Consider the following 14,398-nt stretch of genomic DNA (forward strand, 5'->3'; position numbering starts at 1 on the left):
CTACTGCACCCAGCCGTTTAAGAGATAGTGCCACTTGCGGGCGATGCGCACATGACGTTTGAGGTCTTCGGCCAGCCGGCGCTGCTGGTTGCGGCTGAGCCCGGCCCAGGCGTAATAGCCGGTGTAGCGGGCCACTACTTCCGCCACGTCGCCGTCGGTATATCCCAGGCGTTTGAGATGGGCGATGTCCAGGGCAATGCGCTCTTGATAGTCCATACCATCATCCTTTGCGGCGTTTGTTACGGTTAGTGTCACCGAAAACTGCCGCCCGCTCTCGCCGCCCGTTCAGGTACTTTTTGGCAACAAAAACCGCAGCGCCCGCATACACTATAATAAGGCGGTGAGAGGATGGTTGTGTTTATTGATGAGATTGGCCAGCTCATTGAAAAGACCCGCAAAGCCCATGAAACAGGCGCCATTCAGGGCATCATTGTTATTACCGTAGACTATGACGGTACGCTGCATGCGGTATGCAGCGATAACCTGTCATACCTGGAACGGATTGGCCTTCTGGAAGTAGCCAAACAAGCCGTTCACGCCGAATCGCTGATAATGGAGTAGCCGCCCCAAAAGGGCGGTTATTTACTAGCAGCAAGCAGGGCCATCACTTCGGCGTCTGTCGTCTGAGCAAAGTCCTCGTAATACATACCGACCGCCATAAAATCTTCAGGCTGCAGCGGACAGATAAAATCATCGACCAGTTCGCCCAGCTCGCAGACAATGTCAGGCGGCGCAACCGGCACGGCAATGACGAGCCGCACCGGCCCAAGCGACTTCAGCCACCGAATAGCGGCGCGAATGGTATAACCGGTAGCGATGCCGTCATCGACGATGACGGCGGTTCGGCCGGATACGGCCGGCGGCGCGGCTGTGCCGGTATAGGTTTTTAGGCGGCGCTCGATCTCGGCATGGGCTCGCTCTGTCGCGTGCTTTATATATGCCTGATCTATCCCGTGAGCGGCAATCAGTGCGTTATCAAGCACGGCGGCGCCATCCGGCATCACCGCGCCAATAGCCACTTCGTCGTTGTGCGGATGGCCGATTTTGCGCGTCACCAGGACTTGGATGGGGACATGCAGCCGCCTGGCGATCGGCGCCGCAACGGCTACGCCGCCCCGGGGGATGGCCAGTAGGGTAGGATGTACCAAAGATAGTTTTTCCAGCCGGTCAGCCAACGCTTCCCCGGCCGCCTTACGGTCACGGTACATGCTATCACCTCTCGCTTATCGGTACTCTTTATCAATAATGGCCCGAAACTCGGCCCGGGCTGCCGCAAACCGCTGCTCCGCCAGGCGCCGGGCCTTAGCATCGGCCGGATTATCGGCGGCGTCGGCCGCATACTTGCACCAGGCTTCGGCAAGGTCCAGGGCATAGACGAAGTCTTCCGCCAAGGCGCCCTTATAAAACAGGGCAGCGTGTTTTAACCGGTTAAATTCATACTGCCCCTCCCAATAAATGTCCGCGGCCCGGCCTGGCGACCGCGCCTGGAGCGCGGCCCCCTCGCGGGCGATACGTTCCATGAGCGCCAGCATTGCGCCAGCGCTTTCATCGGCGAAAGCATTGTCTTCGTCTGTATAAGTATATGGCGTCAACCGGTAAAGGTAGCCGGCGGCCGTAAGGAGAACCATTATTATCAGCAAACTCACGATAAACCGGCCCACAGGCCCACCGCCTTTGTCTGATAAGATCACCTATAGCATCTGCATTCGGGCCGCCGGCTAATTCGTGGTATTTTTCGCTAAAAAATAGTCCCGGGTCACAACGTGTAACCCGGGGTGCAAAAAACCGCTCCTCGCATGAGGAGCGGCCGAGGTGGTGCCTCAGGGCGGAATCGAACCGCCGACACGAGGATTTTCAGTCCTCTGCTCTACCAACTGAGCTACCGAGGCATATATGGCGACCCCGATGGGACTTGAACCCACGATCTCCGCCGTGACAGGGCGGCATGTTAACCACTACACCACGGGGCCATAGACGAGTTGGTGACCCGTAGGGGATTCGAACCCCTGTTACCGCCGTGAAAGGGCGGTGTCTTAACCGCTTGACCAACGGGCCTTGTATGGTTGATATCAGAAGGACGAATAAACTCTGGCATCTTGCGTCAACACCCGAGCATACCGCGAAAATTATTATAACCCAATCCGTCACATTTGGCAATACCTTATGTAAAAATATCACATGTCAGTGACAACTCTGTTTTTCTGTTTCGGAATTTTTCCCGGTAAGCTCGGTCTCTTTACCTGTTTGATTTCCGCCACAGCAGCCAGATTTATGACCATTTGATTTACTTGAGCCATGGCTATGTCCGCCGCAGCATCCTCCAAACCGCATCATTAAAAACATTACACCAAAGATGAGCCCATACTGTATGATATCCTGCCATTCCATGTGACAGCCCTCCTTATTTGCTGTTTGACTATAATATAACAGAAAAACTTGAAAAACTTATGAAGAATATTTGTTTTTATTGTGAACTTTTACTATATCCGCTTATTTTATTTTGCGCCGTATTATAAAAACGGCCGGACAACCCTCTACCTGAAAGGTTATCCGGCTGTTTTTACCCTTGCCCTATTAACCGTGATGGCTGGAGTGCTCGTTTCCGCCTTGCGGTGCATCTGCCGGCGGCTTTTGTTGCTCTTGGCTGGTAGTTTGATCAGCAGTCTGGGCGGCGGCAAATACCGGCGTCAGCGTAGGACTCACGACCGCACCAAAGACAAAGGCAGCCACCAGAGCAGCAAATAGAGTTTTGGTAATCCTCTTCATTGCAATTCCTCCCACTTGCGTAATTGAGCCGTTCTAAGTATATACTAGCAAACGAATTTGGATTTTTAATGAAAAAATTATGAAGAAATCGTGAAGTTACACGCCATAATACAATTACTTCTCCTCAAATAACTCTTTTTGCGCCGTAATATCGTCTGACAAAATAGTCATCCTTCATATCACCAATTGCGACGACACCCTGCGACCACGAGGTATGAATAAATTTATCAGCGCCAATATATATTCCCACATGTGAGGCTCCTGGCTCATAGGTAGTAAAGAACACCAAGTCGCCGGGCTCTAGCACAGATTTAGCTACTGGCTGTCCCACGAGAAACTGCCGGTCTGCTGTCCGCGGCAAGCTTACACCGGCCTGCCGAAATACATACTGAACTAATCCTGAACAATCGAATCCTTGCCCAGGACTTGCACCGCCCCATACTACCGGTTGCCCCAGCATTGTTTTGGCTATGGAAATAATTGCCTGGTTCTTCCCCGGCGCCTTTGCGGGCACTATCTCCTCCGGGGCAGGCAGCACGGCCTCGTTGATGATAGAATCTAGTGTTTTAAGAAAATTATCATATGTAGTGGCAGCAGGGACGGCCATCGCCGTCCCTGTGCTGCCTAGAGTCACCGCAAATACTACAGCGATTATTAGTTGTCGCATAATGTCACCCTGATTATTACATATTCTGGTGCGAAGAAGCTTTAGCCAGCAGTCGGTCTTTCCAAACATAGTAAATACTTGGCAGTACCACCAGGGTTAAGATGGTAGAGGTAACCAGGCCGCCCACCACGACGAGCGCCATGGGACGCTGGATCTCGGAACCTGTTCCGGTGGAAAAGATTAGGGGAAACAAACCAAGGCTAGCCACGAGCGCAGTCATCATAACCGGACGGAAACGGTCAAGGGCGCCTTGCAGTACTGCTTCTTCTAAGGGCTTATCTTTTAGCAGACGGTTAATATGGTCTACCATGATAACACCGTTTTGCACCGCTATGCCAAAGAGGGCAATAAAGCCTACTGCTACAGCTACAGTTATATAGGTGTCGGTAAGATAGATGGCCACAATACCGCCAACCAAGGAAAACGGAACATTGAGCATAATGAGCAGTGCATCCCCAACAGAGTTAAAGGACATGTAGAGCAGGAAGAAGGTTAAGAGGATTACCGCCGGAATTACCAGAGCCAGACGCTCTTTTGCCCGTTGCTGATTTTCGTATTGACCGGCCCACTTATAGTAATAACCGGGTGGCAGCTCAACCTTTTCCTTTATTACTTTTGATGCTTCATTCACGAAGCTTACTATGTCCCGGTCGCGGACATTCAGCTGAATGATAACCCGGTAGATGCCGTTTTCGCTGCTGATCATAGACGGACCATCAACAACGCGAAACTGGGCTACTTCCCCAAGCGGAACATATGCGCCGGAAGCCGGTGCAGCGAAAGCTGCGGCAGCGCCAGCACCCATTCCGCCCATACCGCCGCCAGCGCTGCCAGTCTTGGCACTGCCGCCGGCTGTTACAGGTATGAGAATATTTCGCATGGCATCAATGTTTTCCCGGTTATCCCGGTTATAGCGCAGCAGGATATCAAACCGTTTTTTCCCTTCGATTGTCGTCGTTGCCACCCGCCCGCCGATCGCCATTTCAATTGCGTCTTCCACATCGTTAATGTTAAGACCATAGCGGGCAACCTTTTCCCGGTCGACATGAATTTCGAGATATGGTGCGCCAAATATCCGCTCGGCCAAGAGATCACTTACTCCTGGTACGGTGGCTAGCGCTTTTTCGATTTCGAATGCTTTTTGCTGGAGTACATTTAAGTCATCACCATACAATTTAATCCCTACATCTGTACGCACGCCGCTGGTTAGCATTGCGAGCCGCCCGGCAATTGGCTGGGTAAAGGCCAGATTTAAGCCAGGCAGACTTGATAATTTGACCATCATCTCTTGTTCAATGTCAGCCTTGGTTATGCCCAGGCGCCACTGTTCTTTTGGTTTTAGGGTGACAATGGTTTCAATCATATTGATCGGGGCCGGGTCTAGTGCGGTGTCAGCCCGGCCAACTTTACCGACCGACATTTCGACTTCGGGAATTTCCATGATGATTTTATCCATCTTTTTGGCTGCATCCACCGCTTCGGTAAGGGAAACAGACGGCAGCATCGTCGGCATCACCAGGAAAGTCCCCTCATCTAAAGCCGGCATAAACGACGTTCCCAGGAATGGTAATAGGGCAAAACCGGCAATCATGATGGCGAGCGCTGCCGCAATAGTGGCGGTGCGAAGCTTAAGCGCTGTTTTTAATATCGGCAGATAGAGTTGATGCAGCTTGCGCACTACCCATGTCTCTTCTTCCTTGATTTTGCCCCGCAGCAAGATAGTGCAAAGTACAGGAACTAAGGTAAAGGCGAGTAGCAGTGAACCTGACATGGCGAACGTCTTGGTCCACGCCATCGGCGTATAGAGTTTGCCCTCGGTTCCAGTCATGGTAAACACGGGCAGGAAGGTCACTATGATTATGGTGATAGAGAAGAAGATCGGGCCGGCCACTTCCTTTGCCGCTTCTAACGTCACATCAATAATGTTATGCTTGCCGCCGTCTTCAGCGAGGTGGCGGTAAACATTTTCGACCATTACGATGGCCGCATCTGTCATAACCCCAATCCCAATAGCAATGCCGCCGAGGGACATTAGGTTAGCGGAAAGATGGATTTGCTTCATTAAGATGAAGGCAATTAAGATGCCTATTGGGATTGCGCTAGTAACAATAATGCTTGAACGGAAATTTCCTAAAAAGAGGAATACAATGATTGATACGAGCAGAAATTCTTCGACAAGCGCTCTTGTTAAGGTGCTAACCGCCTTTTGGACCAGCTCGGTCTGGTCGTAGTAGGGCACTATTTTCATCCCTTGGGGCAAGGTCGACTGAATTTCGGCTATCTTGGCCTTGGCCCGCGCGATAACCTCCAGCGCGTTTTCACCTGACCGCTGAACGACAATGCCGCCTGCCGCCTCATTGCCAAACTTGGTTAAAACGCCACGACGAAAATCAGGACCGATGGTAACCCGGGCTACGTCTTTGACATATACTGGTATATTGTTGTTTTGCGTGATGACAATATTATTGATATCATCGACTGATTGGACAAGGCCAAGACCGCGGATCACGTATTCCTGACCGTTTTGTTCTACTACTTTCGCCCCGATATTGGCGTTATTGGCGCTTATTGCGCCATATACCTGGCTAACACCAACTTTATAGGCCTTTAATAAATCCGGGTCTAAATTTACTTGATACTGAAGAACATACCCGCCAATACTTGGCACCTCAGCAACCCCGGGTACAGCACTAAGCTGAGGTTTGATAAAAAACTCCTGGATAGTACGCAGTTCGGCCAAATTGTGCCGATCGCTCTCAACAGTATACATGAATACTTGGCCCATTGGGGTACTTACCGGCCCTAAGGTGGGCTGTACCCCCCGAGGCAACCTTGGAATAGCTTGCTGAATTTTTTCGGCGACCACCTGCCGGGCAAAATACGTATCCACGCCGTCTTCAAAAATAACAGTAATCATGGACAACCCAAAGGAAGACGATGAGCGTACTTGTTTTACATTTGGCAGGCCCCTCAGCGCCGTCTCGAGCGGATAAGTTACCTGGTCCTGCACCTCCTGCGGACCACGGCCCATCCAATCAGACATAACCAGTACCTGGTTTTCACTTAAGTCCGGGAAGGCATCGATCGGCATATCTTTCAGGGCAAACCCGCCCCACAGAATTGTAAATACGGTTAGGGCGACAATAATTACACGATTATGTAGCGAAAACTCGATTAATTTATTTAGCATAGCTTATCCCCCTAGTGACCGGCATGCTCGCCGCCAGCTTTGCCAGAAGGCGCAGGGTTTGCTGGAACTTGCGGCACGGCCGCAGGCTGAGCGGCTTGCGGTTTTCCGCCACCGCCATGGCCCGCATGGCTGCCAAAATTGCCTAATTGCGTTTGCGAATCGATTAGGAAGGTTGCTGCCGTCACCACAACCTCACCAGGTTGGAGGCCTGATAGGACTTGTATGTAACCGTTTGCTTCCTGGCCAATTACAATATCGCGCTTAACGAAGGTATCTTCCCCTTGGGCAACAAAGACTATCTTCCGTTTACCGGTATCAAGCAAGCTTGAAGCTGGTATAACCACTGTTTCACCCAGTGGCACTTTAATGGTGGCTTGGGCAAACATGTTGGGCTTGAGCTTGCCAGCTGGATTAGCCATCTCGACCCTTACCTTAACGGTGCGGGTAGCATCGTCAAGCACAGGATTTATAAAACTAACTACCCCTGTAAAAGTTTCGCCGGGATAGGCTGGGGTCGTAACTGTAACGGTTTGACCGACCTGTACGTTTGCTACATCTTTTTCATACAGATCAACATAGAGCCACACTGATGATAAATCGGAAACAGCGTAGAGTTTTTCACCCGGCATGATGTAAGCGCCGGGCAGAACTTGCTTTTCGAGCACGGTGCCGCCGAATTGGGCGCGAACGGCCATATGCGTATTAGGCTGCCTGGTATGGGCAATATGCTCTATGTCTTGAGCCGGTACGCCTAAAAGTTCGAGTTTGCGGCGCGCCGCTTGCAGCAGTTGGTTATTCATCTGCACGATGTCGCGGCTCGCGCCGCGCAGTTTATCCACCGTATCTATCGCCAGGATGTATTCTTCTTGGGCGGCAATATAGTCGGGACTGTAGACGGCGGCAATTACCTGGCCGGGCTCAATATACTCCCCCTCAGCAGTGACGTATAGTTCATCGACACGGCCCATTACCCGGGAGGTGATATAGGCCCGGCCATTTTCGTTAATGGCAATTTTGCCTGTCGTCCGAATTTCTTTCGTTAGCGCCTTTTTCTCTACCACCGCCGTTTGTACCCCAGCAAGTTGGCGAGCCTTGGCGTCAAGCACTACCTTCTCCCCGTCTACTTTAACTGCGGCAGCACTACCGCCATGTCCGGCATGGGTTGCCGCCGCTGGTATTTGTTTGTGAGAGTTATAGTAGGCAAAAGCCCCTCCGGCAATTACGGCTACCGCTACGCCGGCAATTATGATTTTTTTCTTATGTGTGCTGTCCACCATTGTTCCTCCTAGTCTTTATTTAATTTTTGTTATATCAACGTTGACAAATAAGGGTTTACCCACTGCTTTTTCCAAATTGGCTATGGCCTTTTCATAATCTACTTTTGCTTTATATAAACCTAGTTTGGCGTTACGTAACGTGTTCACGGCCTCAAGCACGGTCATGAAATCGGTCTTGCCATTGGTATAGCTAACAGTTGCCGCCTGATATGTCTGCTCGGCTTGAGGAATAATAGTGTTTTTATAAAGGTCAATTTGCCGCCAGCTTGCCTGGGCATCGGCAAGCGCCATTTGTACGTCCAGTTCGGTCATGTTTTTCATGTTAGTGAGGGCTGCCTCAGCTGCCGCTAAATTGGCCTCAGCGGCTTTAATGTCAGCCTTAATCTTATTACCCTGCCAGATTGGCAGCATAGCCATGATCTCGACCTTCCAGGTGGGTTTACGGTCTTCAAGCATTAGACCCATCTCAGTTTCTTCTACCATTTTTTCTTTATTGGTTTTGTAGCCTAAGGTGAACTCAAAGTCCGGTAGCTTCTGCTTGCGTGCGAGCTCAACACCGCTTTTAGCCAATCTGGGCCCTGGATTAGGTAACTTTTCTTGTTGCTTCTCTTTTTCGTCTATCGCAGCATTCAGTCTTTCCATAGGTCACCCTCCTTTACGACTTAAAGAAAGTGTTTATTTAATGCCTTGCTTTCTTGCTTTATAATAGCAACATAATATGAAAAACCTATGAACAAGATGTGAAAAAGTGATAAAAAAAGAACCTGGCACCAGCCAGGCCTACGATGGATATATGAAAATGCAAATGAATAAGTATAAGCTCATTATTGTGCGCCAGTTTCCTGATTGGACTGAAATTGTTTACAGCATTGACGCTCTATTCCACCCCGGCTACGAGTGCATAACATACAGCATGGCTACGAAAACCGCCGTCCACGCTCCCCATTGCAGTAATTTCAAAATTGCCCGTTGTACCGGCGTATAGGTTTCGCCCGTCTCTTCCGGCATGTTCACCGGTTTATTCGGTTCCATGAGTATTCCTCCCTCTGTCCGTCGCAGTACTTGGATGCTCTTATAATACCAAGTCATTGTGAAGAAGCTATGAATAAGTTGCGAAGAACTTCTGTTTTTTTAGCCTATCAATGGACGATTGCATCCATATCAAGCGGTGCAGACGACACAACCTTAATCACGATACGGTATGGCAGACAGACAATCTGCTGTGGAGCCTTTTCAATCCAACCAGTTAGGACACATTCTTGAGTAGGGCAGTCAGCCTCCCGCACTCGGATGCGCCTGCCTTCTACCTCAATAATGTCGTAACCGCCGGCTACATTAACGCGGAATTCCTGTCGATAGCCTGCACGTAGCACCACCGTTTGATATAATGCTCCATTCACCCAGATTTCGGCCACATCACTACTGCTGGCCGAATAGGCGATTGTACTATACCCAATGCCGGCAAGGGATACTACCAGCAATATACCAATTAGCCACTTATCAGCTCGGGTCAACATAAGTACCATCCGTCTGCCGCCCCTCGTTTTTCTCTTGTTATTGCTATTATATAAAGTTAATATGAAAAAGTTATGAAGATATAAAGAAAAACCAGGATTGCTCCTGGTTTTTTGTATTGCGGGTGCTTACTTATTATTGTTATTGAAATTTCCCATCATGCCGCCGTTACCCATCATTTCCGCCCATCATACCACCCATCATACCACCATTCATCATGCCGCCACTTTGCATCATTTGCTGCATGACGGGGGCCATTTGCTGCATATGCTCATTCATCCAGGCGGCTTGGTCGGCGGTCATAGCACCATTGTCAACCGCTTGTTGCATCATTTGCTTATGATAGTTAAACATTTGATTGAACCAGTCATTTTGCGGCTGGGTTTGGTCGGTAGTCGCCGCGAATACCGGCACGGCAGTTAAGGCTGCCAACACGGTGGCAATTACAATTTTCTTTTTCATAAAGATATCCCTCCTGTAATTGGTTTGTCTTTATTTTAATCCATCATTGTGGAGAAAGTATGGAAACATTATGAAGAATTTGTGTTAATTTATTCTAGTTCTTTTTTCATGCGCTGATATTCTTCATTGGTGATTTCGCCCCTGGCATACCGCTCTTTCAATATCTCGACCGCTCTTGTCGACTTATTTGCCTGTTGTCCGTCGCGAAATACCGCTTTAAACATCCAAACGGCCGCCATGACAATCAGAGCGGCAAATGCCAGGTGGATAATCAACCCGAACCCCATGCCAAGCCATCCGAGCGGACCGCCAAATCCATAGCCCATCATCATAATGTATGCACCTCCTCTGTATTGACTTTATTGTACCCCAACACTGTGGAGATTTTGTGGAGATTTTATGAAGAAACTATGCGTTTTTGCCGTGCACGTAGCGGTAGTTTCAACGTAAAGGTACTACCTTGCCCTGGCGTGCTGGTTGCGTACACCTGCCCACCATGGGCTAGCGCCATCTGCTTGACTAAGGCCAACCCTAAGCCGGTACCGCCGCTCTGTTTCGTTCTGGCCGGGTCAACCCGATAAAAATAATCAAAGATATGCTCTATATCGTCAGCCGCAATCCCTATGCCGGTATCAATAACCTCTATCGTCACGGCCGTCCCGTCCCCTTTTGCCGTTACAGTTACGCTCCCTGCCGGCGTATAACGGATGGCATTCAAAAGCAAGTTGTACACCATTTGCTGCAGCATGCCGGCGTCAGCCCATATCCGCGGCAAACTATCATCAATCTTGAGACTTAGCGCCAGATTCTTTTCGGCAGCCAATGGTGCGCTCTTTTGGATTACCTGACGCAAAATAGTGTGGAGGTCAATCTCAGTATAATCAGGAGTCAACTGTCCGGTCTCCAACAACGATAAATCTCTGAGTTCCCCCACCATTTTCGTCAGTCGGTCTACTTCTTCGGTCAGGGACTTTATTTGTTCCTGATCTGGTACAATTACACCATCCGCAATGCCTTCTAAGTTTGCTTTCAGGATGGTTAATGGCGTGCGAAGTTCGTGTGCGACGCCGGCCAGAAACCGTTGTCTGAGGACTGTATTGGCTTTTAACTTTGCCGTCATCGCATTAAACGCTGCCGCCAACTGGCCTACCTCATCTTGCCGATCGACAGCCACTGCTACATCCAGATTGCCTGCCGCTACGTCATTGACGGCCCGGTTCAGGTCAATCACCGGGGCAGCGATACTGCGGGCCAGGTAATAACTCACTACCGCCCCGATTAACAGCATCATACCGGCCGCCACTGCCAGCGAATGCCGGAGCGATATCAGAAATTGCCTTTCCGGCACCCCCATCATCGCCGCCATATTGCCGTGCTTCATCATCATACCATGCATGCCGCTCATATACAAATAAGAGCTAAAATTTTCCGACACCTGATAATTGACAACCAACATCAGCCCTAAAACGACGGCAGCTGTGGTCGCGAAGACGGTTACGGTCACGCGGGCCAGCAGACTACGCATGTTGCTCACCTGCCAGTTTATACCCTACACCATAGATGGTCTTGATATAGTGCGGTTCATCCGGGGAAGCGCCTAACTTTTTGCGCAGGTTTTTTATATGCGAATCCACTGTGCGCTCGTAACCTTCAAAAGCATAGCCCTGTACTTTTTCAATTAACTGAAGCCGGGAAAACACCCTGCCTGGGTGAGCGAGAAACAATTCCAGCAGCTTATATTCAGTCGGCGTTAATTCGACCGGCGTTCCCGCTATGGTTAAACTACGGTTGTTCTGGTCCAAAACAGCGTCCCCGACTTTGAGAATGCGTTCCCCGCCCTCCCGGCGACTAGCCGGCTGTAACCGACGGAAAATCGCCCGCATACGTGCAATCACTTCTTTCGGGCTAAACGGTTTGACGACGTAATCATCGGCTCCCAATTCAAGCCCGATAATACGGTCTGCTTCGGCATCGCGAGCTGTCAGCATAATGATCGGCACATCACTGGTCCGCCGGATTTCCTTACATACCCCCCAGCCATCAAGGCTGGGGAGCATAACGTCTAAAAGAACAATATCCGGCCCAAGTTGCCGCGCTTTGTCTACCGCTTCCCAACCGTCCCTGGCCGTTATTACCGAATAGCCCTCCTTTTCCAAATAGGCCGTCAGCACTTTCAATATTTTTTCATCGTCATCGACTACTAACACTTTCACATATTTCACCTCGGTTTTATAATAGCACACAACCTGACAAAATAACTGCGTCCTGCTAAAAACAGTACGCTGCAATAAGTACTTACGCTTCCTGTTATATCCGAAACTGCCGCACGGCATTCTCCAGGGCCACTGCCATTTACGCAAGGCGTTGGCTGGATGCAGCCATTTCCTCCATGGACGCTGCTGTTCAGTGACTGCAAAAAGCGGCAAGAACCGGGTTATCCAGCTGACGTTTGCCGACTCAGCCTCAACCTGTTCCCATCTGAAATAGCGAACTTCACCTCCTCCTTTATTTTCCTGTACAACCGTATTATACATAGACATTTTGAAAAACTTATGAACGTATTGTGAAGAACTTATGATTTTTAGCCAATTCTGACCTTTGTAGCAAATTAAAAAAGCTACCAGCCAGCTCTTCTTATGCAGCCCTCCTGGGAATTGCCAATTATCTCTATTACTATGCCGATAATACGCAAATAGCGGCAAACACAACAACCACAGCGTCAGTACAACAACCAACGTTGCAAAGTAAACAAAAAGAAACCCTGCGGGTAACGGCTCGCGCCGCTCCTGCAGGGCCCTTTTTTGCATGATGGTACGGTTGTTGTAAAATAAAAAAGCCTTTCAGAACAAACGTCCAAAGCCTTGAATTTTCTGGTGACCCACGATGGACTCGAACCATCGACACCCTGATTAAAAGTCAGGTGCTCTACCAACTGAGCTAGTGGGTCAGGTAAGCTGGTGCCTCAGGGCAGAATCGAACTGCCGACACGAGGATTTTCAGTCCTCTGCTCTACCAACTGAGCTACCGAGGCATAATGGCGACCCCGATGGGACTTGAACCCACGATCTCCGCCGTGACAGGGCGGCATGTTAACCACTACACCACGGGGCCATAAATAGATGACTGTCGTCAGGCGACAGTCATGACGGATTTGGTGGGCGATGACAGGATCGAACTGCCGACATCCTGCTTGTAAGGCAGGCGCTCTCCCAGCTGAGCTAATCGCCCATATAATGGTGACCCGTAGGGGATTCGAACCCCTGTTACCGCCGTGAAAGGGCGGTGTCTTAACCGCTTGACCAACGGGCCGCAAATGGTGACCCACGATGGACTCGAACCATCGACACCCTGATTAAAAGTCAGGTGCTCTACCAACTGAGCTAGTGGGTCATGCCTCACAACATGAGATTATAGATGATTATAAGCTTATTGTCAACTTATATTTTTTGGAAAGTGTGTTTAAACTTGTTGAGCTTGTATCCAGCTGGTCGCTTGTCTGATTGAAATGGACGTCAAACTCTGCTGGTCACCGGCTGGCTGACTAGGATTTCCGTGCCATTTTTAAATTTACACAATATTAGCACAAAAGGATTGTCCCTTTTTCTCCCAAATAATTATAACATTTATATCGCAAAAACACTTGTAAAGGTTGTGAAACTCATGATTAATCCCCAAAACGCGTTATTTTTTCTCGCTCTGGTGGCGGTGTTGTGGAGCAGCGGCGGCGTAATGATAAAATCGGTTGCCTGGCCCCCACTGGCGATTGCCGGTCTGCGTAGCCTTATTGCCGCCGCCGTCATCTGGCTGGCGTTCCGCAAGGAGCGATTGCACTTTTCGCGCATTCAGCTGGCTGGGGCCGTTGCCTATTGTGGCATGGTCACCAGTTTCGTTACGGCGACAAAGCTGACAACCGCCGCCAATGCCATTCTGCTACAGTACACCGCCCCCATCTATGTAGCCCTGCTGAGCGGCTGGCTACTCCGAGAAAAAGTTACCCGCCGTGACGTATTAACAATCGGTGTGGTGTTCGGTGGCATGATATTTTTCTTTCTCGATAAAGTGTCAACCGGCGGCATGCTTGGCAATATCTTAGGCATCGTTAGCGGGATAAGTTTTGCTTTATTTGTTATTTTTACCCGCATGCAGAAAGACCACGCCCCTTTCGGGTCGGTTCTGCTGGGGAACATACTTACTTTTTTCCTAAGCCTGCCCGTGCTGCCTGATATCACCTTCACTGTCTTTAATCTTGCCATAATTTCAGTGCTTGGCGTCTTCCAACTTGGTCTAGCATATGTAATCTACTCTTATGCCATCCGCCACGTGCGCGCCCTGGAAGCCACCCTTATCACGTCGATTGAACCAATTTTAAACCCCATCTGGGTGTTTCTTTTTCTTGGCGAAATACCAGGACCCTACTCGTTAATCGGCGGCGCTATCGTACTATTCGCCGTGATTGGCGGCTACTTTTTTGACGCCTATAAAAGCAAAATAGATACCCCTGCCGGTTGAGACCGCTCAACT

General features: G+C 49.8%; 17 protein-coding genes and 9 tRNA genes. 2 read left to right on the top strand and 24 right to left on the bottom strand.

Annotated elements, in window-relative coordinates:
• On the bottom strand, positions 1–216 hold the full coding sequence (locus BLQ99_RS07395) for a hypothetical protein (protein WP_093689639.1): 216 nt from the start codon (positions 214–216) through the stop codon (positions 1–3).
• 132 nt (positions 217–348) lie between these two features.
• On the opposite strand from BLQ99_RS07395, the gene BLQ99_RS07400 reads away from it, so the two are divergent.
• Positions 349–561, top strand: coding sequence for a hypothetical protein (locus BLQ99_RS07400; protein WP_093689641.1), 213 nt, complete (start codon positions 349–351; stop codon positions 559–561).
• Between the two features lie 17 nt (positions 562–578).
• Here BLQ99_RS07400 and BLQ99_RS07405 read toward each other — a convergent pair whose 3' ends face one another.
• From BLQ99_RS07405 to BLQ99_RS07505, 23 genes are all read right to left on the bottom strand, one after another.
• Positions 579–1,208 (bottom strand): phosphoribosyltransferase, encoded by a 630-nt coding sequence (locus BLQ99_RS07405; protein ID WP_093689643.1) that lies wholly within the window; start codon positions 1,206–1,208, stop codon positions 579–581.
• A 15-nt stretch (positions 1,209–1,223) separates the two neighbouring features.
• Positions 1,224–1,661, bottom strand: coding sequence for a hypothetical protein (locus tag BLQ99_RS07410; protein WP_093689645.1), 438 nt, complete (start codon positions 1,659–1,661; stop codon positions 1,224–1,226).
• A 152-nt stretch (positions 1,662–1,813) separates the two neighbouring features.
• Positions 1,814–1,889: transfer RNA gene (locus BLQ99_RS07415), tRNA-Phe, on the bottom strand.
• A 5-nt stretch (positions 1,890–1,894) separates the two neighbouring features.
• Positions 1,895–1,970 (bottom strand) — tRNA-Asp (locus tag BLQ99_RS07420).
• 10 nt (positions 1,971–1,980) lie between these two features.
• A tRNA-Glu gene (locus BLQ99_RS07425) sits at positions 1,981–2,055 on the bottom strand.
• Between the two features lie 126 nt (positions 2,056–2,181).
• The gene (locus tag BLQ99_RS14775; RefSeq protein ID WP_143005881.1) at positions 2,182–2,388 is read right to left on the bottom strand and encodes a hypothetical protein; all 207 of its coding nucleotides are present in this window, start codon (positions 2,386–2,388) and stop codon (positions 2,182–2,184) included.
• Between the two features lie 186 nt (positions 2,389–2,574).
• On the bottom strand, positions 2,575–2,766 hold the full coding sequence (locus tag BLQ99_RS14780) for a hypothetical protein (protein WP_143005882.1): 192 nt from the start codon (positions 2,764–2,766) through the stop codon (positions 2,575–2,577).
• A gap of 124 nt (positions 2,767–2,890) precedes the next feature.
• Positions 2,891–3,433 carry a C40 family peptidase gene (locus BLQ99_RS07435; RefSeq protein WP_245690342.1) on the bottom strand — a complete coding sequence of 181 codons (543 nt, stop codon included), beginning with the start codon at positions 3,431–3,433 and terminating at the stop codon, positions 2,891–2,893.
• Between the two features lie 16 nt (positions 3,434–3,449).
• Complete coding sequence (locus BLQ99_RS07440; protein WP_093689651.1) at positions 3,450–6,623, bottom strand: efflux RND transporter permease subunit; 3,174 nt, start codon at positions 6,621–6,623, stop codon at positions 3,450–3,452.
• Positions 6,624–6,634: 11 nt separating this feature from the next.
• On the bottom strand, positions 6,635–7,900 hold the full coding sequence (locus BLQ99_RS07445; protein ID WP_093689653.1) for an efflux RND transporter periplasmic adaptor subunit: 1,266 nt from the start codon (positions 7,898–7,900) through the stop codon (positions 6,635–6,637).
• Between the two features lie 15 nt (positions 7,901–7,915).
• The gene (locus BLQ99_RS07450) at positions 7,916–8,542 is read right to left on the bottom strand and encodes a TolC family protein (protein ID WP_245690344.1); all 627 of its coding nucleotides are present in this window, start codon (positions 8,540–8,542) and stop codon (positions 7,916–7,918) included.
• A gap of 249 nt (positions 8,543–8,791) precedes the next feature.
• Positions 8,792–8,932 carry a hypothetical protein gene (locus BLQ99_RS14925; RefSeq protein ID WP_156784671.1) on the bottom strand — a complete coding sequence of 47 codons (141 nt, stop codon included), beginning with the start codon at positions 8,930–8,932 and terminating at the stop codon, positions 8,792–8,794.
• 107 nt (positions 8,933–9,039) lie between these two features.
• The gene (locus BLQ99_RS07455; RefSeq protein ID WP_245690346.1) at positions 9,040–9,417 is read right to left on the bottom strand and encodes a NusG domain II-containing protein; all 378 of its coding nucleotides are present in this window, start codon (positions 9,415–9,417) and stop codon (positions 9,040–9,042) included.
• Positions 9,418–9,583: 166 nt separating this feature from the next.
• Positions 9,584–9,877 carry a DUF2680 domain-containing protein gene (locus BLQ99_RS15370; RefSeq protein WP_342721896.1) on the bottom strand — a complete coding sequence of 98 codons (294 nt, stop codon included), beginning with the start codon at positions 9,875–9,877 and terminating at the stop codon, positions 9,584–9,586.
• Between the two features lie 89 nt (positions 9,878–9,966).
• Positions 9,967–10,209, bottom strand: a complete 243-nt coding sequence (locus BLQ99_RS07465; RefSeq protein WP_093689657.1) for an SHOCT domain-containing protein — start codon at positions 10,207–10,209, stop codon at positions 9,967–9,969.
• A gap of 65 nt (positions 10,210–10,274) precedes the next feature.
• Positions 10,275–11,402 carry a sensor histidine kinase gene (locus tag BLQ99_RS07470; RefSeq protein ID WP_093689659.1) on the bottom strand — a complete coding sequence of 376 codons (1,128 nt, stop codon included), beginning with the start codon at positions 11,400–11,402 and terminating at the stop codon, positions 10,275–10,277.
• Positions 11,395–12,090, bottom strand: a complete 696-nt coding sequence (locus BLQ99_RS07475) for a response regulator transcription factor (RefSeq protein ID WP_093689791.1) — start codon at positions 12,088–12,090, stop codon at positions 11,395–11,397. Before BLQ99_RS07475 ends, BLQ99_RS07470 begins: the two co-directional genes overlap by 8 nt.
• 658 nt (positions 12,091–12,748) lie before the next feature.
• Positions 12,749–12,824, bottom strand: a tRNA-Lys gene (locus tag BLQ99_RS07480).
• Positions 12,825–12,832: 8 nt separating this feature from the next.
• Positions 12,833–12,908, bottom strand: a tRNA-Phe gene (locus BLQ99_RS07485).
• Between the two features lie 4 nt (positions 12,909–12,912).
• Positions 12,913–12,988 (bottom strand) — tRNA-Asp (locus BLQ99_RS07490).
• Between the two features lie 41 nt (positions 12,989–13,029).
• A tRNA-Val gene (locus BLQ99_RS07495) sits at positions 13,030–13,105 on the bottom strand.
• 6 nt (positions 13,106–13,111) lie between these two features.
• A tRNA-Glu gene (locus BLQ99_RS07500) sits at positions 13,112–13,186 on the bottom strand.
• A 5-nt stretch (positions 13,187–13,191) separates the two neighbouring features.
• A tRNA-Lys gene (locus tag BLQ99_RS07505) sits at positions 13,192–13,267 on the bottom strand.
• A gap of 270 nt (positions 13,268–13,537) precedes the next feature.
• On the opposite strand from BLQ99_RS07505, the gene BLQ99_RS07510 reads away from it, so the two are divergent.
• Positions 13,538–14,386, top strand: a complete 849-nt coding sequence (locus tag BLQ99_RS07510; protein WP_093689661.1) for a DMT family transporter — start codon at positions 13,538–13,540, stop codon at positions 14,384–14,386.
• Positions 14,387–14,398: the final 12 nt, after the last annotated feature.

Source organism: Sporolituus thermophilus DSM 23256, from assembly GCF_900102435.1.
GTDB lineage: Bacteria > Bacillota > Negativicutes > Sporomusales > Thermosinaceae > Thermosinus > Thermosinus thermophilus.